Consider the following 20,265-nt stretch of genomic DNA (forward strand, 5'->3'; position numbering starts at 1 on the left):
ATGTTTTCATATTGCACCGATCCCAATGCGCTATCCGGCCTGACCTGGCTTAGCTGCTACCTGACCACAGGCAAGCACATGGCGTTCTATTTTTCCTTCGGCACGGTGCTTTTGCTGCTGGCGATCACCGCGCCTGTGGCACTGCTTTTCGGTTTCTTTGGCGCCTCTGCGGCGCGTTCGCATATTCTGCCACTGCGATGGTTCGGCAAGACCTACATCGCGCTGGTGCGCGGCGTGCCTGACATTGCGTTTTTCCTGTTCTTCGTCATTGCTCTGGATCAGATGATCGAATGGACCCGCCACAAGATTCTGTGTCCGGAATGGACCGAACCAGTGCGTCAGGGCAATGATTTCGTGGTCTGTCAGGCCGCCAAAATGCCGCTAGGCAGCGCCCCGCAATGGGTTCACGAAACCTATGGCTTTACCCTTGCGGTGTTTACCTTCGCCATCGTGTTTGGTGCCTTTGCCGCCAACGTCATGTTCGGCGCCATGCGTGCCGTGCCCCGCGCCCAGATGGAAACCGCCGAGGCCTATGGCATGACCCGCCGCCAGGCCTTCCGCCGTATTCTGGTGCCGCAGATGTGGGTCTATGCCCTGCCCGGCCTTGGCAACCTGTGGATGGTGCTGATCAAGGCCACGCCGCTGCTGTTCCTGCTTGGGGTCGAGGATATTGTCTATTGGGCCCGTGAAATGGGTGGCTCGAAAACCTCGAAATTCACAGAATACCCCCATGGCGACTGGCGCATGTGGTATTTCTTTGCCCTGCTGGTTTTTTACCTGTGCTTCACCCGGATCTCGGAAATCTTTCTTGAACGGGTGATGAAACGCCTCACCAAAGGTCAGGCCACCACCGGTGGCGAAGCCCAACGAAAGGCCCCGGCATGAGCTGTTGGATGACCATTCAGGATTACGGCCTGCGGGCTGTCGGCATCGGCGAACGCCTGCTCCCGCGTGAGGATTTCACCCTCTGCCAGCAGTTTACCCTGATCGGCTCGGGTATGATCTGGAATATCTATTTCGGCGCCTTCGCCCTTATCAGCGGGTTCTTTTTTGCCAACGCCCTGGCCATGGCCAAGAGCGCGCGCAGCCCGTGGCTGCGCAAACCGGCGGAATGGTTCATCTTCATCTTCCGCGGCTCGCCTCTGTTCGTGCAGTTCTTTTTTGGCTACTTCCTGTTTCTCAGCCTGAAACAGGTCTTCCCGATTTTCACCCCCTTCACCGCCGCCTGGCTGGGGGCACTTGTGGTGCTGTTCCTGAACACCTCGGCCTATTCCGCCGAGATTTTCTTTGGCGCGCTGCGCTCGATCCCCAAGGGGGATGTGGAATCTGCCGACGCTTACGGCTTTTCCGGCTGGCCGCGCTTCAAGAAAATCATCTGGCCCACAATGCTGCGTCTGGCCTGGCCCGCCTACACGAACGAGGCGATCTTTCTGTTTCACGCTACAGCACTGGTGTTCTTCTCGGGCTTTCCGGCCTGGCAGCAAAAGGGGGACGCGCTGTATTATGCCAATTACTTTGCCGACAAGACGTTCAACCCGTTTGTGCCCTATCCGATACTGGCGATGTACTTCATCCTGCTGACGCTTGTCGTCCTCAGCATCTTCGGGCTGGCCAACCGCTTTCTCAACCGGCACCTGCCACAAGAAGCCCGGCGCAAGATCAAACTCAAGATGAACGTGATCCGTTGATTTAAGCGTGCTGCTCGGGCTGACCTTAGTCCCACCACGGCCCGTGATGCTTGCCCTCTTCCCCCAGCCGTTCAAAGCCGTGATGGCCAAAGAAATCACGCTGCGCCTGAATGATGTTGGCCGTGCCAAAACCCTGCCGCATGGTGTCGTACCACGCCAGTGCCGCCGACATCGCAGGTACCGCATGGCCCCCGTGCACCGCACTGGCCACCACTTGTCGCAACGCCGGAACTGTGCGCGCCAGCATCTCGGCAAATTTTGGGGCCAGGATCAGTTGCCCGGCGGGCAGATCACCCCGGAACGCCTCGGATATATCATCCAGAAGGGCCGAACGGATGATGCAGCCCGCGCGCCAGATCTCGGCAATGCGGGCAAAATCCAGCGTCCAGTCATATTCAACCGACGCGGCTGCCAGGATGCGGAACCCCTGCGCATAACATAAGACACGCGAGGCCAGAAACGCCTCGGCCAGGGTATCGGCATCGGCGTCAATCGCGCTGCGAGCGCCGCCCAGAATGGCCTGTGCCTGCTGACGCGTGTCCTTTTCCGAAGACCAGCTGCGCGCACCAACTGCGGCCTCGATCATATTGGCCGATTGACCCATGCGCACTGCCTCGACGACAGTCCAGCGGCCGGTGCCTTTTTGGCCGGCGGCATCCTTGATCACGTCCACCATCGGGTGACCGGTAACCGGATCGTCATATTGCAGTGCCTTGCCGGTGATCTCGACCAGATAGGATTTCAGCGGGCCTCTATCCCAACGCTCGAACATCTCGCCGATCTGCGCAGGCGTCCAGGCCGCACCATTGCGCAACAGCCCGTAAACCTCGGCAATTACCTGCATATCGGCATATTCGATCCCGTTATGAACGGTCTTGACGAAATGCCCCGCCCCATCCGGGCCCAGGTGGTCGACGCAGGGATCGCCCTCAAATCTGGCGGCTATCCTGCGCAGAATGGGTCGCAACTGTTGCCAGCTATGCGCCGTGCCCCCCACCATCATCGACGGGCCAAAGCGCGCGCCCTTTTCGCCCCCCGAAACGCCCATGCCGACAAAATGCAGATCCTGCGCCTGCAAGGTCTGCGCCCGGCGCCGCGTGGCATGAAAATCGGCGTTGCCGCCGTCAATGATCGTATCCCCGGCCTCCAGCAGCGGCGCGATGGACTCGATCATCATATCCATTGGCTTGCCCGACGGGATCATGAACAAAATGATCCGCGGCGTGGCCAACCCGGCCACAAAGTCTTTCAGCTTGTCATAGGGGTGCAACTTGCCAGCCAAATCACCCGCTTCCGCCATGAAACCGGCGATCCAGTCGGTCTCTCGGTTGGTGACGGCGACGTCAAAGCCGTGGTCAGCCATGTTCAGCGCCAGTGCGCTGCCCATGGTACCCAACCCGTAAACACCGATCTGTGATTTTGACATCCTATGTCCCTGACACTTGTTATTTTGGGTCAGGCTACGGTTTGGGCCGGGATTTGCAAGAGGACGCCGCCCTGTGTCACCCGGTTGTGTCCCCACCGGCAGATGTTCAGATGCCTGTAAGCAGTCTGTTTCCATGACCTCGCATACTGGCTGATTTCGCCTCGGACCCGGCAAACTGCTGAAATTGGGCGCGTCTTGCACTGCGCGGCGCAAGCACGACAGAACCAACAGGTTAAAAATCTGTGGGGCGCATGTCAGGGTAAACGCGCTATGGCAAAATTTTTCCGGCAAGTGGCGGTTTTCGCAGGTCACAAGGCTTTGCCGCGCGGTATAGAACGCCCTAGCATGTCTTCTGCAACAAGGCAGGAAGCTGCGTGGTTGCCTCTGGCAGTAGGAAACAGGCCCATGACAAAACAGGTTCGCGTTGCGGTCATCGGCGGGGGCGTCGCCGGGGTCAGCGTGCTCTACCATCTGTCCAGGCTTGGCTGGACAGATTGCTGCCTGCTGGAGCGTACGCAACTGACCGCTGGTTCCACCTGGCATGCGGCTGGTCTGCTGGCGCTTTATTTCCCCAATCAGACGATGAGCCAGATCAATCGTCACTCGATTGCGCTATACAGCCAGCTTGAGGCCGAAACCGGTCAACCTGTGGGCTTTCACCAATGTGGCCAGTTGCGGCTGGCGTCATCCAAGGATCGGCTGGATGAGTATCGCGCTTATCTGAGCTATGCCCGTGCTTTTGGCATCGAATGCGATATCATTTCACGCGACGAGGCCCGTAAACTCTGGCCGCTTGCAAATCTGGACGACATCATTGCCGCGCTCTACCATCCAGACGACGGCCACATCGCGCCCGCCGACCTGACGCAGGCCATGGCCCTGGCCGCGCGAAAGATGGGTGCAAAAATTCACCTGAACACCGAAGTTTCAGCAATACACCAGACCGCCTCAGGCGAATGGCTGCTTGCAACCAACACGGGCGAAATTCTGGCCGAGCACGTTGTTTGCGCCACCGGGAACTATGCCCGTCAGACCGGCGCGATGGTCGGATTGAACGTGCCATCAATCCCGGTCCTGCACCAATATGTCGTGACCGAGACCATTGCCGAATTCGAGGCCCACAACAAAGCCGGCCTTCCAGAAATGCCGGTACTGCGCGATGACCGCACCCGGTTCTACCTGCGTCAGGAAAATGACGGGCTGATCCTTGGACCCTATGAGCCGAACCCCGCAAGCTGGGCGGTCAATGGCGTGCCACCCGGATTTGGCGCCGAACTTCTAACGCCTGATTACGATATACTTGAGCCCTTTCTTGAAGGCACGATGGAACGGGTCGCGTCGTTTGGTGATGCGGGCATCAAGACCGTTGTGAATGGCCCCATCGCCCACACCCCTGACGCCAATCCGCTTGTCGGCCCGGCACCGGGGCTGCAGAATTTCTGGCTGGCCGAAGGGTTTGTCTCGGGCATCATGTTTGCGGGCGGCAACGGCCGGTATCTGGCTGAATGGATCACCGAAGGGGCGCCAACGATTGACATGTGGTCGGTTGACCCGCGCCGGTTCAATACCCACGCCGGAAAAATCCACACCAAGGTAAAAAATGAAGAGACCTACGGCCATATTTTCGACATCCACTATCCAAATCTGGAAATGCCTGCCGCGCGGCCCGGCAAAACCAGCCCCTGCCATGACCGGCTGACCCGTGCAGGTGCGGTCTGGGGCGTGGCCGGTGGGTGGGAACGCGCCCGGTGGTTTGACGCCGACGGGTCGCGCACACCTGAAACGCCGACCTTCCGCCGCTCGAATGCGTTCGAGGTGATCGGCGAAGAATGCCGCGCCATCCGGCAGGGCGTGGGCCTGATCGACTTTACCAGCTTTGCCAAATGGGAGGTCACCGGCCCCGGCGCGCTGGCGTTTCTGGAACACGCCCTGGCCAATACCATGCCCAAACGCGATGGCCGCGTGACGCTGGCGCATGCGCTTGATCAAAACGGCCGGTTTTGTGCAGAATACACCGTGGCGCGGCTGGCCGAGGATCGTTTCTATCTCTGCGGCCCGGCCTTTTCCGAAGTGCACGACGAGCATGTGTTGCGCAGCCGCCTGACACCGGATGACAACGCCACCATCACCAATGTCAGCATGGGTTGGGGTTGTTTCACCGTGGCCGGACCCAAATCGCGCGAACTGTTATCGCAAATCGTTGACGGGTCGCTGGAAAATGACAGCTTCAAATGGTTCGACGTGCAGGAACACGAGGTGGGCTGGGCCACCGGTGTGCGCGTGATGCGGGTAAATTACTGTGGCGAACTGGGGTGGGAACTTCATCACCCGATCGCTTTTCAGCATCACATCCTGGATCAGCTGGAAAAGGCCGGGGCCGATCTGGGCCTGCGCCATGTCGGCTTTCGCGCGCTGGACAGTTTGCGGATTGAGAAATCCTATCGCGCTGTCACACAGGAACTGACCACGCAAAACACGCTGGCCGAAGTTGGTCTTGAGCGTTTCATCGGCACGGATAAAACCGATTACATCGGGGCAAGGGGCGTTGCCGCGCATGCCGGCAAAGAGCAGGTGCAACTGATCACGCTGGAGGTGCTGGTGGGTGACGCCGATGTCGAACCTGCGATGAATCAGGCGGTGCGCGCCGGCGACAAGGTGATCGCCCTGACCACTTCGGGGGCCTATGGTCACTATCTGGGCAAGCATCTGGCGATGGCCATCGTTCCGCGGGAATTTGCCGCCGAAGGGACAAAGCTGAGTGTTGAAATCCTTGATACGCGGTACAATGCCATCGTCATTGCAGACAGCCCCCATGACCCGCAAAACCTGCGCCCGCGTGGGTGATATCCCTATACGGTAAGATAATGGCACAAAATGACTTTGAATTGATCGTTGTGGGGGCCGGCATTGTCGGCATGTCCGCCGCGCTTTGGGCGCAAAAGGAAGGGTTGAAGACCCTGATATGCGACCCCAACCCCCCGGGATCGGGCACGACCTATGGCTCGGCCTGTACCATCGCCACCTATGCCTGCATCCCGGTCAACAGCCCGTCAGTTTTTACGTCGCTGCCGCATCTCCTGACCAGCCGGGAAAGCCCGCTGAGTTTCAACCTCTGGCACGGGTTGAAAAACCCGCGCTGGATGGTGTCATTCCTGAAGAATTGCCGCACGGCCAATGTGCGCCACATCAGCCAGACGCTTGGGCAGATCCTGGCCCAGGCGGATGCCGGGCTGAACCCACTGATTACCGAAGCCCGCGCCGAAGATCTGATGGTCAGCAATGACTGTCTTTATGTCTGGTCCAGTCGGTCTGGCTACGAGGGTGCGCTGGAAAGCAACGCCATGAGACGCGCACAAGGCGTTGACTTCAACGAGCTGTCACCCGATGAGGTCCGTCAGCTGGAACCAGACCTGCAACTGCCTGTACACCGTGGCCTGCATTTCAAGGGCGCGCGGCATGTAACCAACCCCCAGGAACTGGTTACACGGATGCAAAAACGCTTTCAGGCGCTTGGCGGAACCTACCTGCCCCACAGTGTTATCCGGTGCCGGCCTGATGACACAGGCGTGACGGCCTACATGAGCGACGGCACCCAGATCCGCGCGGGCCGACTGGCGTTGTGTGCTGGCGCCCGGTCCTGCCAGATCAGCGGAAGCGGCGCAGAACGCCTGCCTCTGGGAACCGAGCGGGGCTATCATATCCTCTATCGCAATCACGGCGGGCTGGTATCGCGCCCCGTTGGATGGGCCGAGGCGGGCTTTTACGCAACGCCCATGGCGCATGGGCTGCGCATCGCGGGCACGGTGGAAATCAACGCCATCGACGCCGCGTTCAACACCAGGTGCACCAACTACCTGCAACGTAAATCGCACGAAATGTTCGGCCCGCTTGGCCCGCCCGAAGACACATGGCTGGGGCATCGCCCAACGATGCCGGATGCGCTTCCGGTGATCGGGTACTCACCCGCCTCAGACCGCATTATCCTTGCCTTTGGGCATCAGCATATCGGGCTGACACTGGGGGGCGTGACCGGCAGAATCGTGACGGATCTGGCCAGGGGTCAGCCATCCCTATGCGACATCACCAATTTTGCCCCTCAGCGGTTTGGCCGACGGGATTAGACTGTCTGCGTCAGGGCGCTGAGTTCAATGAAATCGGCGCTCAATTCAGAGTATGGTCTTGTCGGCTCTATACCCCCAGGCACCAGCGCATGACTGCCTTTTGCGCATGCAACCGATTTTCTGCCTCGTCAAAGATCACAGAATTGGGGCCATCCATGACCGCCGATGTCGCCTCTTCCTCGCGGTGGGCAGGCAGGCAGTGCATGAACAGCGCGTCAGGCTTGGCCCCTGCCATCAGCCGTTCGTTCACCTGATAGCCGCGCAGCATATTATGGCGACGTTCCTTGGTGGACTGGCTGTCATGCATCGACACCCATGTGTCGGTGACAACCAGATCGGCGCCTTCAACGGCTTTCATCGGGTCGCGCTCGATCGTGACCGTGCTGCCGGCCTTGCGCGCCAAGCCGATGAATTCGGGTTCCGGGTCCAGTTGCATCGGGCCGGTAAATGTCAGGTCAAACCCGAATTGTGCCGCCGCATGCAGAAAAGAGGCGCAGACATTGTTGCCATCCCCGGACCAGACCACCTTTTTGCCTTTGATCGGGCCGCGATGTTCTTCATAGGTCATCACATCGGCCATGATCTGACAGGGATGGGTACGGTCGGTCAGCCCGTTGATCACCGGTACATCGGCATATTCTGCCATATCCAGCAGCACACCTTCGTCAAACGTCCGGATCATGATCAGATCGACGTAGCGGCTTAGCACCCGGGCGGTGTCGGCGATGCTCTCACCATGGCCCAGTTGCATATCGGCGCCAGACAGCACCATCGTCTGCCCGCCCATCTGGCGCACGCCCACATCAAATGACACGCGCGTCCGGGTCGACGGTTTTTCAAATATCAGCGCCACCATGTGCCCCGCCAGGGGCTGATCGTCATCCGGTGTCCCGCGTGGACGGCCCATACGGGCGGTTTTCATCGTCAGCGCATTGTCGATGATCCCGCGCAGATCGGCAGGGTCGGTTTTGTGGATGTCCAGAAAATGGGTCATGTCATATCGCTTTGTAATTTGTCAGGTAATAAGGTTCAGGTCCGGGCCGACTCTGCAGCGCGCTCAAGTTGCGTCGCGGCAGCCTCCAGACGGGTGACAGCCTCGGCAATTTCGTCGTCGGTGATGTTCAGCGGCGGCAGCAGGCGCACCACATTGTCGGCCGCTGGCACCGTGGCCACCAGCGCGTCATAACCGGCACTCACCACATCCGCATTCAGCGCCTTGCATTGCAGCCCCAGCATCAGGCCCGCGCCGCGCACCCCTTCAAAGACCGAAGGATGGCTGGCCACCAGCCCCTCAAGCTTTTGCCGAAAAAGCCCTGCCTTGCGGTTTACGTCCGCCAGGAACGCAGGCTCGGCCACAATATCCATCACCGCACAGCCCACGGCACAGGCCAGCGGATTGCCACCATAGGTGCTGCCATGGGTACCAGCCACCATGGCCGATGCCGCATTTTCCGTCGCCAGAACCGCCCCCAGAGGAAAGCCACCGCCGATGCCCTTGGCCACCATCATGATATCGGGCTCAATCCCGGCCCATTCATGCGCAAACAATTTACCGGTCCGGCCCACGCCGCATTGGACCTCGTCCAGGATCAGCAGCATGCCATGTTCGTCACACAGATCGCGCAGGCCTTTCAGGCATTGATCAGGCAGCGGGCGAATACCGCCCTCGCCCTGCACCGGTTCAATCAGGATGGCAGCGGTATTTTCGTCAATCGCCGCCCTCAGCCCTTCGTGATCGGCCCAGGCCACATGTTTGAAACCGGGCAGCAAAGGCCCAAATCCCTTGGTCATTTTTTCGGATCCGGCAGCGGCAATCCCTGCCGCCGACCGGCCATGAAAAGACCCCTCAAAAGCAATGATATCGGTCCGGTCCGTCTGACCTGCGTCATGGAAATGCTTGCGGACCATCTTGACCGCCAGCTCGCAGGCCTCGGTGCCCGAGTTGGTGAAAAAGACAGTGTCTGCAAAGGTGGCCGCGACCAGCTTGTCGGCCAGCGCCTGCTGCTGCGGGATTTGGTACAGGTTCGAGGTATGCCACAGCTTGCCTGCCTGATCCGTCAGCGCTGCTACCAGGGCCGGGTTGGCATGGCCCAAAGCGTTCACCGCAATCCCCGCACCCAGATCCAGAAATCGGCGACCGTCAGCCTCGATCAGCCAGCTGCCCTCGCCTTTGACAAATGTCATCGGCGCGCGGTTATAGGTCGGCAAGACGGACGGGATCATCAGTGGTATCCTTTGTTCAAGAAGCCCTTTGAGTGCCGGAATGCTCCGATCAAGTCAACAAGGGCGGGATCAATCATGTGAAGAGAGTTTTGGCGTTTCAAACGCCGGGATCAAACGGGCGGGACGTCAGGCGCGAAGGCGTCGGCGTCGGTCAGCAGTATATGTAGCGCTTTTGATCATGGCGTCGGCATAGCCGCTTGTAAGGCCTACGTGAAGCCCAAAAATGCATCCGCGCCCGTCTTACGCTGTCTCAAGCGGCGCGGCATTGTCAAATTCGTGCGATACCGGGGCAAGCTGACCACGGTCTTTCCCCAACCTCGGGTGCAGCACCCGGGCCAGCGTATATGCGGCCCACAGCCCCGCACCGCCAAGCGCAAATACACCGGCCAGCGGCGCCACAAGCAATACCATCCACGCCGCCCCCGGCGTGACAATTCCCGATACATCGCGGTAGCTGGCATAAATCGCCGACATCTCGGTGCGCTCGGACGGTTTGACCGCCAGCAGAAACGGCAGGCCCGCCGAAACATCCAGCAGGATCAGGAAAAACGACGCCATCACCAGACACAGCACCGTAATCCAGGGCAGGTCCACCATAAGACTCCCCCCCAGAAACAACGCGCCAGACACCAAAAACCCGACACGCACCGCATAGCGGATCGATGTTCGCTGCATCCAGCGCAGCATGAATGGTGTCAGGAAAAGCATGCCGTTGCTGATCGACAGGGCCGTCCCGCCCAACTGATCCCCCAACCCCTGCTCGACCGCGAAAATCGGCAGATAAACGATGTATATCCACCAACCACATGACCGGATCACCGCAAAAAGCCATCCGGCGACCAGCCGGGGTTGAGCAAAAAACCGGGGCATGTAGGACAAGGGGTTTGTCGGGGCAAGGTGGGCTTTGGTAATCAATCGGCCGTTGCCCAGCCGCATATATAAAAACACGGCCAGCATGATTCCCGCTGCCACGGCGGCAATCAGAAACGGCAGCGGCCGCCAGACGCCCAGCAGAAAAACCCCCAGTGCCGGGCCCACCGTCCAGCCCAGCGCGCTATAGAACATGCGCGAGGTTTCGCATTGGCCCAACTGGGTTTTGGCGATGTAATCCAGCACATAGGCGTTAAAACAGACGAAGGTGGTAACCGTCGCCACCGTGATCATGATCAACGCCGTGACAGTCGCCGCCGCACTGCCCTCAAGCGCCAGCAACGCGCCAAAAGCAAACATCAGGGCGCCTGCCGAATAGATCCAGCGCCGGGGCACAAACCGGCCCAGAAAGGGCACCATCAGCCCCGCGATCAGCGACAGCAAGCCCACTGCAAAATACGCCTCGGACACCAGGCTGGCATCCTGCAGGACGTTATACATCTCCAGCGGAAAGACCGAAATCAGGATGCCGCGTGCGATTGCCTCGGTTCCGGCAAGCACGGCAAACCCCCGCACACTGGGCGCAGGCGCATGGCGAAGCCATTCTGGAATTCGGCGCTGATGCATGCAAACCTATCGCACTCTAAAGCTCTGCCTTGACACAGGATTTGCAGCGTTTCATGGCTCCAAACGACACGCTGTCGCTTTTGGCATTTCGGACACGTAAATGTTAAATCCTGCCGCCGGTGCCCGGATCATTTGGTGCGGGGAATGGACTTCATCATTTTTTGCCATCAATCTGGCCAGCAGAGGGTAGCGAAACCAGCAATGCAGCAGGTTTCAACCGCATAGAGGATTACATGCGCAAACTGTTTCTTTTCGTTGTGGTTCTGGCTTTGCTCGCTGCCGTAGCCATTCTGCCCAGGAATTTTCAGGCGCGTCAGCAGGCGCAAAAGGACTTTGAAGAGGCAAGCCAACGCATAAAGGCCACCATTGCGGCTGGAAAAACCGTGCTTGATTTCAGCGACTTGCCCCGCCTGCGCCAATTGCCAGATGAGATCGGGCAACTTCCCGACCTGTGGCACCTGAACCTGGCAGAAACTGAAATTTCATCTTTGGGCAAAATCTCGCAACTGCCCCAACTTAAATATCTTAGCCTAAGAAATACCCGAGTTCACGATCTTGCGCCGCTCGTCGGGAACGATAACCTCGAGTTTCTGGATATCGGCAAGACCCTTGTACAGGACCTGGAGCCTTTGACACAGATCCGCTCGCTTGAACGGGTCGATATCGGCAGCACCGAAATCCTGACACTGGAACCGGCCACCCGTATTCGCAGGCTGATTTGGATCAACCTGCATCGCAGCTATGCCCATGACGGATCACGCAAGCACTATGACCGGCTGTTTGAAACTGTGCCCGAGGTCTTTAACGGCAGTGCCTTCAAACAAAACTACGTCCCTGCCCCGCTATATCTGCTCAAAACACAATTGAACCGGCTGGCCGACAGGCTCTACCTGCCGCGACCGTTTCCGCGACCCTGAAACTGGCAACCCAAGAAAATGAGGTTAGCACCGTTTCTGGCTTGCAAGCGGCGTCTGGGCATATCAAGCCTTGGCGCATGTTCACGCCCCGCGCCCATAACCCCGGCCTTGCCGCCCTGCTGACGCTGGCGGCCTCGGCTTTTGCTGCGGGCACCACACTGCTGGCCAAGGCGATTGGCACAGGCGCTCTTGGCCCCGCGCTGCATCCCCTGCAGATCAGTCAGGGCAGGTTCATCTTTGCTTTTCTCGCCATTGGCATGGCCGCGCTGATCATGCGCCCGGGCTTCAGCCGACCCGATCTGAAACTACACACCGCACGTTCGGCCCTGGGCTGGGGCGGGGTCACCTGCATGTTTGCCGCCGCCAGCTTCATTCCGCTGTCGGATGCCACCGCCATCAGTTTTCTCAATCCGGTTTTCGGCATGATGCTGGCCATTCCCCTGCTGGGTGAAAAAGTAGGGCCCGTGCGCTGGTCTGCGGCCATCATTGCCCTTGTCGGCGCGGCCATCCTTACCCGCCCGGGCGGGGGCACCATCGCCTTCGGGGCAATGCTGGCGCTTGGCTCGGCCCTGTTGTTGGGAACCGAGTTGATTTTCATCAAACGGCTTTCAGGACGCGAAGGGCCTTTTCAGATCCTGCTGGTCAACAACGCCATCGGTGTGGTCATCGCCTCTTTGGCAATGATCCCGGTCTGGATCGCGCCCACGCTGGCACAATGGGCGGCGCTGATCGGAATTGGCGTTCTGATGGCGCTGGCGCAGACCTGCTTTGTCAACGCCATGGCCCGCGCCGATGCCAGCTTTGTCGCGCCCTTCTTTTACGCCGCTCTGGTTTTTGCCGCGCTTTACGACGCACTGATTTTTGACGTGCGTCCCGATGCCACCTCGGTGCTTGGGGCCAGCATCATTCTGGCAGGCGCGGGCCTTTTGGCTTGGCGCGAGGCGCGGCTTAAAACCCCGGTTGTGACGCAACGCCCCCTTTGACAATCCCCCCGCCGATTGCGCTTAATTGCGCGTGAAAGGGGAAATCGTGCCACTCAGCATCCTGTTACCCATGGTCGTGATCGGCATCGCCGGGCTTGTGCTGCTTTTGCACCTTCTGGGTCTGTCGCACCCCGCTACGCTGACCGGTGACGCTGACGCCCGCGCTGCCTGGGCCCGTGAGTTTCCTGACGATACCGCCACCCGCGTCATCCTCAGCCATGATCACCACGCCGCACTCATCGAAACCGCGCGCGGCACCGGAATCGTCTGGCACATGGGTGCCGATACCACCGCGCGGTATCTCGCCGGGGCCCACATCACCCGCACCGCCCGTGGCCTGCGCATCGACTTGCCCGACTACACCGCGCCACACATCAACCTGACACTGGATGCGGACGAGGCCGACAAATGGCCAACCCTGCTAAAGGATACCGCATGACCGACATGCTGACCTACCCCGAAGTGACCCACTGGGCGGTGCCGTTTTTCATCGCTGCCATCCTGGCCGAACTGTTGTGGATCGTGATCAAAGGCCGCGGCGGCCGGTACGAAACGCGCGATGCCCTGACCTCGCTGCTGATGGGGGCAGGCAATGTGACTTCCACAATCCTTCTGGGCTTTGTCGCCTATAGCTTCTTCATGGCCCTCTGGGCGATCACGCCGCTGGATCTGGGCACGTCCACCTGGGTGGTTGCCCTGTGTTTTGTGCTGGATGATCTACGCTATTACTGGGTGCACCGCTTTGGCCATCGCATCCGCTGGGTCTGGGCCAGCCACGTCAATCACCATTCCAGCCAGCACTACAACCTTACAACTGCCCTGCGACAGACCTGGACCGGTACGTTCACCTTCATGATGATCGTCCGCGCCCCGCTGATCCTGCTGGGGTTTCACCCGGCTATGGTGCTTTTCTGCGGTGGGCTGAACCTGATCTATCAGTTCTGGATTCATACCGAGGCAATCGGCAAATTGCCCCGCTGGTTTGAGGCCGTGATGAACACGCCGTCGCATCACCGGGTGCATCATGGCCGAAATCCGCGTTATCTGGATGCCAATTATGCCGGGGTCTTTATCGTATGGGACAGGATGTTCGGCACCTTCGTGCCCGAACTGGACAGCGAAAAGGTGGACTACGGCCTTGTCCATAACCTTGGCACGTTCAACCCGATCCGCGTCGCCTTTCACGAATGGATCGGCATTTTTCGCGATATCACCCGTCCGGACCTGACATGGCGCGAGCGGTTGATGTATGCACTCGCCCCCCCGGGCTGGAGCCATGATGGCTCGCGCGACACCTCCGAGCGGATCAAGCGGAAACATCTGGCCCAACACCCCGAAGATTCCGGCACCCCCGGATTTGATCCGCGTCCATGACCTCAGGCTAACGTCAACGCACTTTTTTGTTATTTGACCGTTCGTTCCATACCTGCTTCTACTGCTAATCATTAATGACTCACGACCGGACCACTCATTTCCGGCATCGTAGGCGAGGGCCCATTACTCAACCCTTGCATGCGGTGTCGGGGATGGTCTACGTCGTGTTGGGTCAAATCATTTGTGCCCAGTGATGCCATTGCCAGTCTACTATCAAAGGTCCACGGATGCCCTGGGAAAAATCTTATAACGATCTTGACGTGCTTGACAGGGCCACCCGCGCTTTCTGGGCCAAAGGGTTCGCGGCCACCTCGATGGCAGATCTGGTCAACGCCACCGGCATCAACCGCGGCAGCATCTATTCTGCCTTTACCGACAAACGCACACTTTTCCTGCGCTCGCTGGAACACTACGACAAAAATTACTGTACGGACTTTCTGAGGCATATCCGGGATAACACGCCGCCAAAACAGGCCATCATCGCGATGTTTGAAGCCACCGCAAAGCCCAACAAGGGCCTTCCGGGCGGATGCCTTATGATCAATACGGCACTTGAAATGTCACCGCATGACGAAGAGATCGCGCAATATGTCGACAGCCGCATTGCCGAGGTTGAAAACTTCTTTCACGATTGTATCGTCGCTGCGCAGGCCGAGGGCACGATACGCCGCGACATCGCACCGCGCAGTACGGCACAGGCGCTTCTTGGCCTGATAATCGGCCTGCGGGTTCTGACCCGCGCCACCCCGCGCAAATCTGCCATCGCCGCCATACTGGCACAGGTTCACATCATGCTGGGGTGATTTTTTTTGGCCCGGATTGGAACGCTCGTTCAAAATGCAAAAGGAGAAAACCCATGACTGTATCTTATCCTGCCCTTCACCGAACATGATGTCAGCGACCCGGACGTGATGCAGGCCCTGTGCGCCCGTCTTCCCCGGGCCCGGTCAATCCCGCAGGTTTTTGTTGATGGCGAACACATCGGAAACGATCAGGATTTACGCCTCAGACTGGGTTAGACGTCCCGCGCCTGCCGACCTTAGGAAATCGCCGCACAAACCTTACAGAGCTTACAAAACAGCGCTGGTTCGATCCACGCAAAATATTTTGATCAAATTCCATTGGCAAGCGCCCCCCGGTGAGGTTAGACTGTCGCAAATTCTGCACAGGACTACCCCATGGATCTTAGCCAATTCCCCACCTTCCGCGTTGCCGCCTGCGATCTCAATGGCCAGATGCGCGGCAAACGCGTCCCCGCCAGCTATGCTGCCAGCCTCGACAAAGGTAGTGTGCGCATGCCTTATTCCGCGTTGAACGTGGATATTTTTGGCGCCGATATCGACGACAGCCCGCTCGTGTTTGAAAGCGGCGATGCCGACGGCATCCTGCGCCCTACCGAACGCGGCCCCATGCCCCTGCCCTGGATAGATGTGCCCCAGCCGCTGGTTCCCATGTCGATGTACCACGAGGATGGCCGCCCCTTCGCCGGCGATCCGCGCCATGCCCTTGTTGCCGTGCTTGACCGCTATGCCGCGCGCGGCTGGGCAGTGATTGCCGCAACCGAACTGGAATTCACTCTGATCGACGATACAAGCGGCAAACTTGCCCATGTGCGTGACCCGCGCAATGGTCGCCGACTGAAATCGCCCGACGTCCTGTCGGTTTCGCAGATGGATGGGTTTGATGAATTCCTGAGCGCTCTTTATGAGGGCTGCGCCAAAATGGACATCCCCGCTCAGACCGCCACCTGCGAAGTGGGGATCGGTCAGTTCGAGTTTACCCTCAACCATCAGGATGCACTGCGCGCCGCTGATGATACATGGGCCTTCAAGACGCTTATAAAGGGCTTGGCGCGCAAACATGGCTTTGCCGCCACCTTTATGGCCAAACCGTTCGAGGATGACGCCGGCAACGGCATGCACATGCATTTCTCTGTGCTGGATGCGGCTGGCAACAACGTGTTCAACAACGGCGGCAAAGAGGGCACCGACACAATGCTTTCCGCCATCGCAGGCTGCCTGGCGGCGATGCCAGCGTCGACCCTGCTTTTTGCACCCCATGCCAACAGTTACACCCGTCTGGTGCCCGGCGCCCATGCCCCGACTGGGGTGTGCTGGGCCTATGAAAACCGCACCGCCGCGATCCGCATTCCCGGCGGTTCCACGGCTGCCCGCCGGATTGAGCACCGCGTCGCTGGGGGCGATATCAACCCCTACCTGACACTGGCAGTTATCCTTGGCGCAGCGATGAACGGAATCGAAGACGGGCTTGCCCCCCCCGAACCGATCAAGGGAAATGCCTATGAACTGGATCTGGAGCAGCTGGCGCCCAGCTGGAAGGCGGCGATCAATCTGTTTGAAAAAGACCCCGGCATTGCGCGTATCTTTTCACCAGCGCTGATCCGCAATCTGGTGATGACCAAACGGCAGGAACGAAATCGCATCGAAAAAATACCGCCGTCGGCGCATTGGAAAACCTACCTTGATACGGTTTGATTGCCTATCGCGTTCATTTACAGCAATCTGTGATTGGACTTGCTGCAGCAGGTGCTCTGCGCTATCAATAATTTGATCAAATTACGAGATACCCATGAAGATCGGCATCCTAATAACCGGCCACGCCATCCCCGAGTTTCAAAAAGACATCGGGGATTACGATGCCGTTTTCGCCCAGATGCTGGACGGCCACGGGTTTGAGTTCCGGGGCTATAACGTGGTCGATGAAGAATTCCCGACCGGTCCGCATGATGCCGATGGCTGGCTGATTACCGGCTCGAAGCACGGCGCCTACGAGGACCACCCCTGGATCCCGCCGTTAGAGCAACTGATCCGCGATATCTATGCTGCTGGCCGCCCACTGGTCGGCGTGTGCTTTGGCCACCAGATCATTGCACAGGCGCTTGGTGGCAAGGTCGAGAAATTCAAAGGCGGCTGGTCGATAGGGCACACAAAATACACGATCGAAGGTCAGGAACTGGCGATCAACGCCTGGCATCAGGATCAGGTGACAGAACTGCCCCCGGGGGCCCAGGTGATCGGCACGTCAGACTTCTGCGCCAACGCAGCCCTTGTCTATGACCACCGCATTTATACCATTCAGCCCCACCCCGAATTCACGTCGCGCATGGTTGGCCAGCTTCTGGAAACCCGTGGTCGCGGCCTGGTACCGGACACGCTGATCGACGACGCGGCCGCCAAACTCGACATTCCCATCGACAGCGACAAAATCGCCACCCGCGTGGCGGAATTCTTTAAACGAGGAGCCTGAGACATGGCTGACTGGACAGACAAACTACCGCAAGCCGCCCGTGACTACCTGGAGGGCCGCCGCCTGGACGAGGTCGAATGCATCGTCTCTGACCTGCCCGGCATTGCCCGCGGCAAGGCGGTTCCTGCAACGAAATTCGCCCGGCAGGACTATTTCCACCTGCCCGACTCGATCTTCTTTCAAACCATCACCGGTGACTGGGGTGAAGCCGCTGACGAAGAAGAAGGCTTTATCGAACGTGACATGACGCTGCGCCCGGACTTTTCAACCGCGACGGCCGCACCCTGGACCGGCGATTGGACTCTTCAGGTGATTCACGACGCCGAAGACCGCGATGGCAAACCCATCGGATGCAGCCCGCGCAACGTGCTGAAACGGGTGGTTGACCTTTATGCCAAACGCGGGCTCAAAGCTGTGGTTGCGCCCGAAATGGAATTTTTCATAGTCGCCCGCAACATTGACCCGTCCCAGGAAATCAAACCGATGATGGGCCGCTCGGGCCGCCCCGCCGCCGCGCGCCAGGCTTATTCGATGACTGCCGTGGATGAATTTGGCCCGGTGATTGACGACATCTATGACTTCGCCGAGGCGCAGGGATTCGAGATTGACGGAATCACCCAGGAGGGCGGCGCCGGACAGCTGGAGATCAACCTGCAGCACGGCGATCCGGTGAAACTGGCCGACGAAGTCTTTTACTTCAAACGTCTGATCCGCGAGGCGGCACTGCGCCACGATGCCTTTGCCACCTTCATGGCCAAACCGATCGAGGAAGAGCCCGGCTCGGCGATGCATATCCACCACTCGATCCTGGACATCAAAACCGGTGAGAACATCTTTGTCGGCCCGCAGGGCGGTGACACAGACGCGTTCTATCACTTCATCGGCGGCCTGCAAAAACACATGCCCGCCGCTATTGCCGTGATGGCGCCTTATGTGAATTCCTACCGGCGCTATGTGAAAGACAACGCCGCCCCGATCAACCTGGCCTGGGCCCGTGACAACCGCACCACCGGTATCCGTGTGCCGCTTTCCAGCCCCAAGTCTCGGCGGGTGGAAAACCGGCTGGCGGGCATGGATTGCAACCCCTACCTGGCGATTGCCGCCAGCCTGGCCTGTGGCCTGCTGGGGCTGCAAAATGAAACCCGTCCCGCCAAGCAGTTCAAGGGCGATGCCTACGCCGGCGAGGCCGAAATTCCGCAGGTGCTGGGCGATGCGCTGGATCTTTTTGATGAAGCCAGGGAACTGCATGACATTCTGGGGCCGGAATTTGCCCGGGTCTATTCGATCGTGAAACGCGCCGAATACGAAGAGTTCCTGCAGGTCATCAGCCCATGGGAACGCGAGCATCTTTTGCTGAACGTCTGATCCGGGGATCAGCGCGGGCATGAGTATTTTGGGAAAAGTGAAAGCATGAACCTGCTTTACGCCAATGACCGCCAGGGCCAATACCCTGCAAGCTGGTATGCGGCAACCGCGACGCCGCTGGACCCGTTTGAGCGCCTGAAAGGCCAGACACGGGCCGATGTCTGTGTCATCGGCGCCGGCTACACCGGCTTGTCAGCGGCGCTGCATCTGGCCGAAGCCGGCTATGACGTGGCCCTGATCGAGGCGCATCGCGTCGGCTTTGGCGCCTCGGGGCGCAATGGCGGCCAGTTGGGCAGTGGCCAGCGGATGGACCAGACCGGGCTGGAAAAGATGATGGGCCACGAGGATGCTGCGAAGCTGTGGAATCTGGCCGAAGATGCAAAGAACCTGGTCAAGTCGCTGGTGGCAAAGCACAAGATTGAATGCCATCTCAAGCCTGGCATAGCCCATGCCTGTTTTACCGCGCGCGAGGTTGCCCAAGAGCACGGCTATGCCGATCATCTGCGTAAGACGTATGGCTATGATCAGATCGAAAACCTGGAGGCGGACGCGTTTTATGAGATCTGCCCTTCGCCTGCCTATAAGGGCGGCACGCTGGATATGGGGGCCGGCCACCTGCATCCGTTATCCTATGCCCTTGGGCTGGCGCGGGCAGCGCAGAGCGCCGGTGTCCGGATTCACGAGAACTCTGTGGTGCACGACATCCAGCGCGGCACCCGCGTTGTGGTGCGGACTGACCATGGCCAGGTCGAGGCTGATCATGTGATTCTGGCGTGCAACGGCTATCTGGGCGGGCTGGAGCGAAAAGTGGCCGCCCGTGTCATGCCGATCAACAATTTCATCGCCGCAACCGAGCCGTTGGGCGATGATGCGGCCCGTGTGCTGACCCGCGATATCGCCGTGGCCGATACGAAATTCGTGATCAACTACTTCCGCCTGTCGCACGACAAACGCCTGCTGTTTGGCGGCGGCGAAAGCTATGGCTACCGTTTCCCCAGCGATATCGCGGCGACGGTGCGCAAGCCGATGCAGGAAATCTATCCGCATCTGCGCGATGTCAAGATCGACTACACCTGGGGCGGCACCCTTGGCATCACCCTGAAACGCATGCCTTATCTGGCGCGGCTAGCACCCAATATCCTGTCGGCTTCGGGTTATTCCGGTCATGGGGTCGGTACAGCCACCCACGCGGGCAAGCTGATGGCCGATGCGATTGCCGGACAGGCCGAGGGCTTTGATACCATGGCCCGCGTCCCGGCTCCGGCCTTTCCCGGCGGCAGCGCCCTGCGCTCGCCGCTGCTGGTTCTGGCGATGACCTGGTATGCCATGCGTGACCGTCTGGGCGTCTGAGCGTGCTAAAAAGCAACAATTAAAGCCGGATCCGATCAAGATCCGGCTTTTTTA

18 protein-coding genes are annotated in these 20,265 nt (G+C 59.4%); 14 read left to right on the forward strand and 4 right to left on the reverse strand.

The features are described 5' to 3' along the window. The gene (locus PEL8287_RS17380; protein ID WP_085893705.1) at window positions 1–885 is read left to right on the forward strand and encodes an ABC transporter permease; all 885 of its coding nucleotides are present in this window, start codon (window positions 1–3) and stop codon (window positions 883–885) included. Further along, entirely contained in the window at window positions 882–1,688 is an 807-nt protein-coding gene (locus PEL8287_RS17385; protein ID WP_085893706.1) for an ABC transporter permease, read from the forward strand. Before PEL8287_RS17380 ends, PEL8287_RS17385 begins: the two co-directional genes overlap by 4 nt. Before the next feature lie 25 nt (window positions 1,689–1,713). On the opposite strand, the gene gnd is transcribed toward PEL8287_RS17385, so the two are convergent. Beyond that, window positions 1,714–3,114 carry an NADP-dependent phosphogluconate dehydrogenase gene (gnd, locus tag PEL8287_RS17390; RefSeq protein WP_085893707.1) on the reverse strand — a complete coding sequence of 467 codons (1,401 nt, stop codon included), beginning with the start codon at window positions 3,112–3,114 and terminating at the stop codon, window positions 1,714–1,716. Between the two features lie 405 nt (window positions 3,115–3,519). On the opposite strand from gnd, the gene PEL8287_RS17395 reads away from it, so the two are divergent. Both PEL8287_RS17395 and PEL8287_RS17400 read left to right on the forward strand, forming a co-directional pair. Next, window positions 3,520–5,958, forward strand: a complete 2,439-nt coding sequence (locus PEL8287_RS17395) for a GcvT family protein (protein WP_176228686.1) — start codon at window positions 3,520–3,522, stop codon at window positions 5,956–5,958. A gap of 20 nt (window positions 5,959–5,978) precedes the next feature. Then, window positions 5,979–7,235 (forward strand): NAD(P)/FAD-dependent oxidoreductase, encoded by a 1,257-nt coding sequence (locus tag PEL8287_RS17400; protein ID WP_085893709.1) that lies wholly within the window; start codon window positions 5,979–5,981, stop codon window positions 7,233–7,235. Window positions 7,236–7,302: 67 nt separating this feature from the next. Here PEL8287_RS17400 and argF read toward each other — a convergent pair whose 3' ends face one another. From argF to PEL8287_RS17415, 3 genes are all read right to left on the reverse strand, one after another. After that, complete coding sequence (gene argF / locus PEL8287_RS17405; RefSeq protein WP_085893710.1) at window positions 7,303–8,229, reverse strand: ornithine carbamoyltransferase; 927 nt, start codon at window positions 8,227–8,229, stop codon at window positions 7,303–7,305. A gap of 35 nt (window positions 8,230–8,264) precedes the next feature. After that, window positions 8,265–9,458, reverse strand: a complete 1,194-nt coding sequence (locus tag PEL8287_RS17410) for an aspartate aminotransferase family protein (protein WP_085893711.1) — start codon at window positions 9,456–9,458, stop codon at window positions 8,265–8,267. A 240-nt stretch (window positions 9,459–9,698) separates the two neighbouring features. Beyond that, window positions 9,699–10,955, reverse strand: a complete 1,257-nt coding sequence (locus PEL8287_RS17415) for an MFS transporter (protein ID WP_085893712.1) — start codon at window positions 10,953–10,955, stop codon at window positions 9,699–9,701. 233 nt (window positions 10,956–11,188) lie between these two features. On the opposite strand from PEL8287_RS17415, the gene PEL8287_RS17420 reads away from it, so the two are divergent. From PEL8287_RS17420 to PEL8287_RS17460, 10 genes are all read left to right on the forward strand, one after another. Further along, entirely contained in the window at window positions 11,189–11,872 is a 684-nt protein-coding gene (locus tag PEL8287_RS17420) for a leucine-rich repeat domain-containing protein (RefSeq protein WP_139837851.1), read from the forward strand. Window positions 11,873–11,949: 77 nt separating this feature from the next. Then, window positions 11,950–12,855: a DMT family transporter gene (locus tag PEL8287_RS17425; protein ID WP_085893714.1), complete on the forward strand. Its 906-nt coding sequence runs from the start codon at window positions 11,950–11,952 to the stop codon at window positions 12,853–12,855. Between the two features lie 46 nt (window positions 12,856–12,901). Then, the gene (locus PEL8287_RS17430) at window positions 12,902–13,294 is read left to right on the forward strand and encodes a hypothetical protein (protein ID WP_085893781.1); all 393 of its coding nucleotides are present in this window, start codon (window positions 12,902–12,904) and stop codon (window positions 13,292–13,294) included. Then, window positions 13,291–14,229, forward strand: a complete 939-nt coding sequence (locus PEL8287_RS17435) for a sterol desaturase family protein (protein WP_085893715.1) — start codon at window positions 13,291–13,293, stop codon at window positions 14,227–14,229. Before PEL8287_RS17430 ends, PEL8287_RS17435 begins: the two co-directional genes overlap by 4 nt. Before the next feature lie 227 nt (window positions 14,230–14,456). Then, window positions 14,457–15,032, forward strand: coding sequence for a TetR/AcrR family transcriptional regulator (locus tag PEL8287_RS17440; RefSeq protein ID WP_085893716.1), 576 nt, complete (start codon window positions 14,457–14,459; stop codon window positions 15,030–15,032). Between the two features lie 69 nt (window positions 15,033–15,101). Next, window positions 15,102–15,248 carry a glutaredoxin family protein gene (locus PEL8287_RS20570; protein WP_370737929.1) on the forward strand — a complete coding sequence of 49 codons (147 nt, stop codon included), beginning with the start codon at window positions 15,102–15,104 and terminating at the stop codon, window positions 15,246–15,248. Window positions 15,249–15,407: 159 nt separating this feature from the next. Further along, window positions 15,408–16,724: a glutamine synthetase family protein gene (locus PEL8287_RS17445; RefSeq protein ID WP_085893717.1), complete on the forward strand. Its 1,317-nt coding sequence runs from the start codon at window positions 15,408–15,410 to the stop codon at window positions 16,722–16,724. Between the two features lie 94 nt (window positions 16,725–16,818). After that, window positions 16,819–17,496, forward strand: a complete 678-nt coding sequence (locus PEL8287_RS17450; protein WP_085893718.1) for a type 1 glutamine amidotransferase — start codon at window positions 16,819–16,821, stop codon at window positions 17,494–17,496. A 3-nt stretch (window positions 17,497–17,499) separates the two neighbouring features. Then, window positions 17,500–18,861, forward strand: a complete 1,362-nt coding sequence (locus PEL8287_RS17455) for a glutamine synthetase family protein (RefSeq protein ID WP_085893719.1) — start codon at window positions 17,500–17,502, stop codon at window positions 18,859–18,861. A gap of 45 nt (window positions 18,862–18,906) precedes the next feature. Continuing rightward, window positions 18,907–20,211, forward strand: a complete 1,305-nt coding sequence (locus tag PEL8287_RS17460; RefSeq protein ID WP_085893720.1) for an NAD(P)/FAD-dependent oxidoreductase — start codon at window positions 18,907–18,909, stop codon at window positions 20,209–20,211. Window positions 20,212–20,265 lie beyond the last annotated feature (54 nt).

The sequence above is a fragment of the Roseovarius litorisediminis genome, from assembly GCF_900172295.1.
Taxonomy (GTDB): Bacteria; Pseudomonadota; Alphaproteobacteria; order Rhodobacterales; family Rhodobacteraceae; genus Roseovarius; species Roseovarius litorisediminis.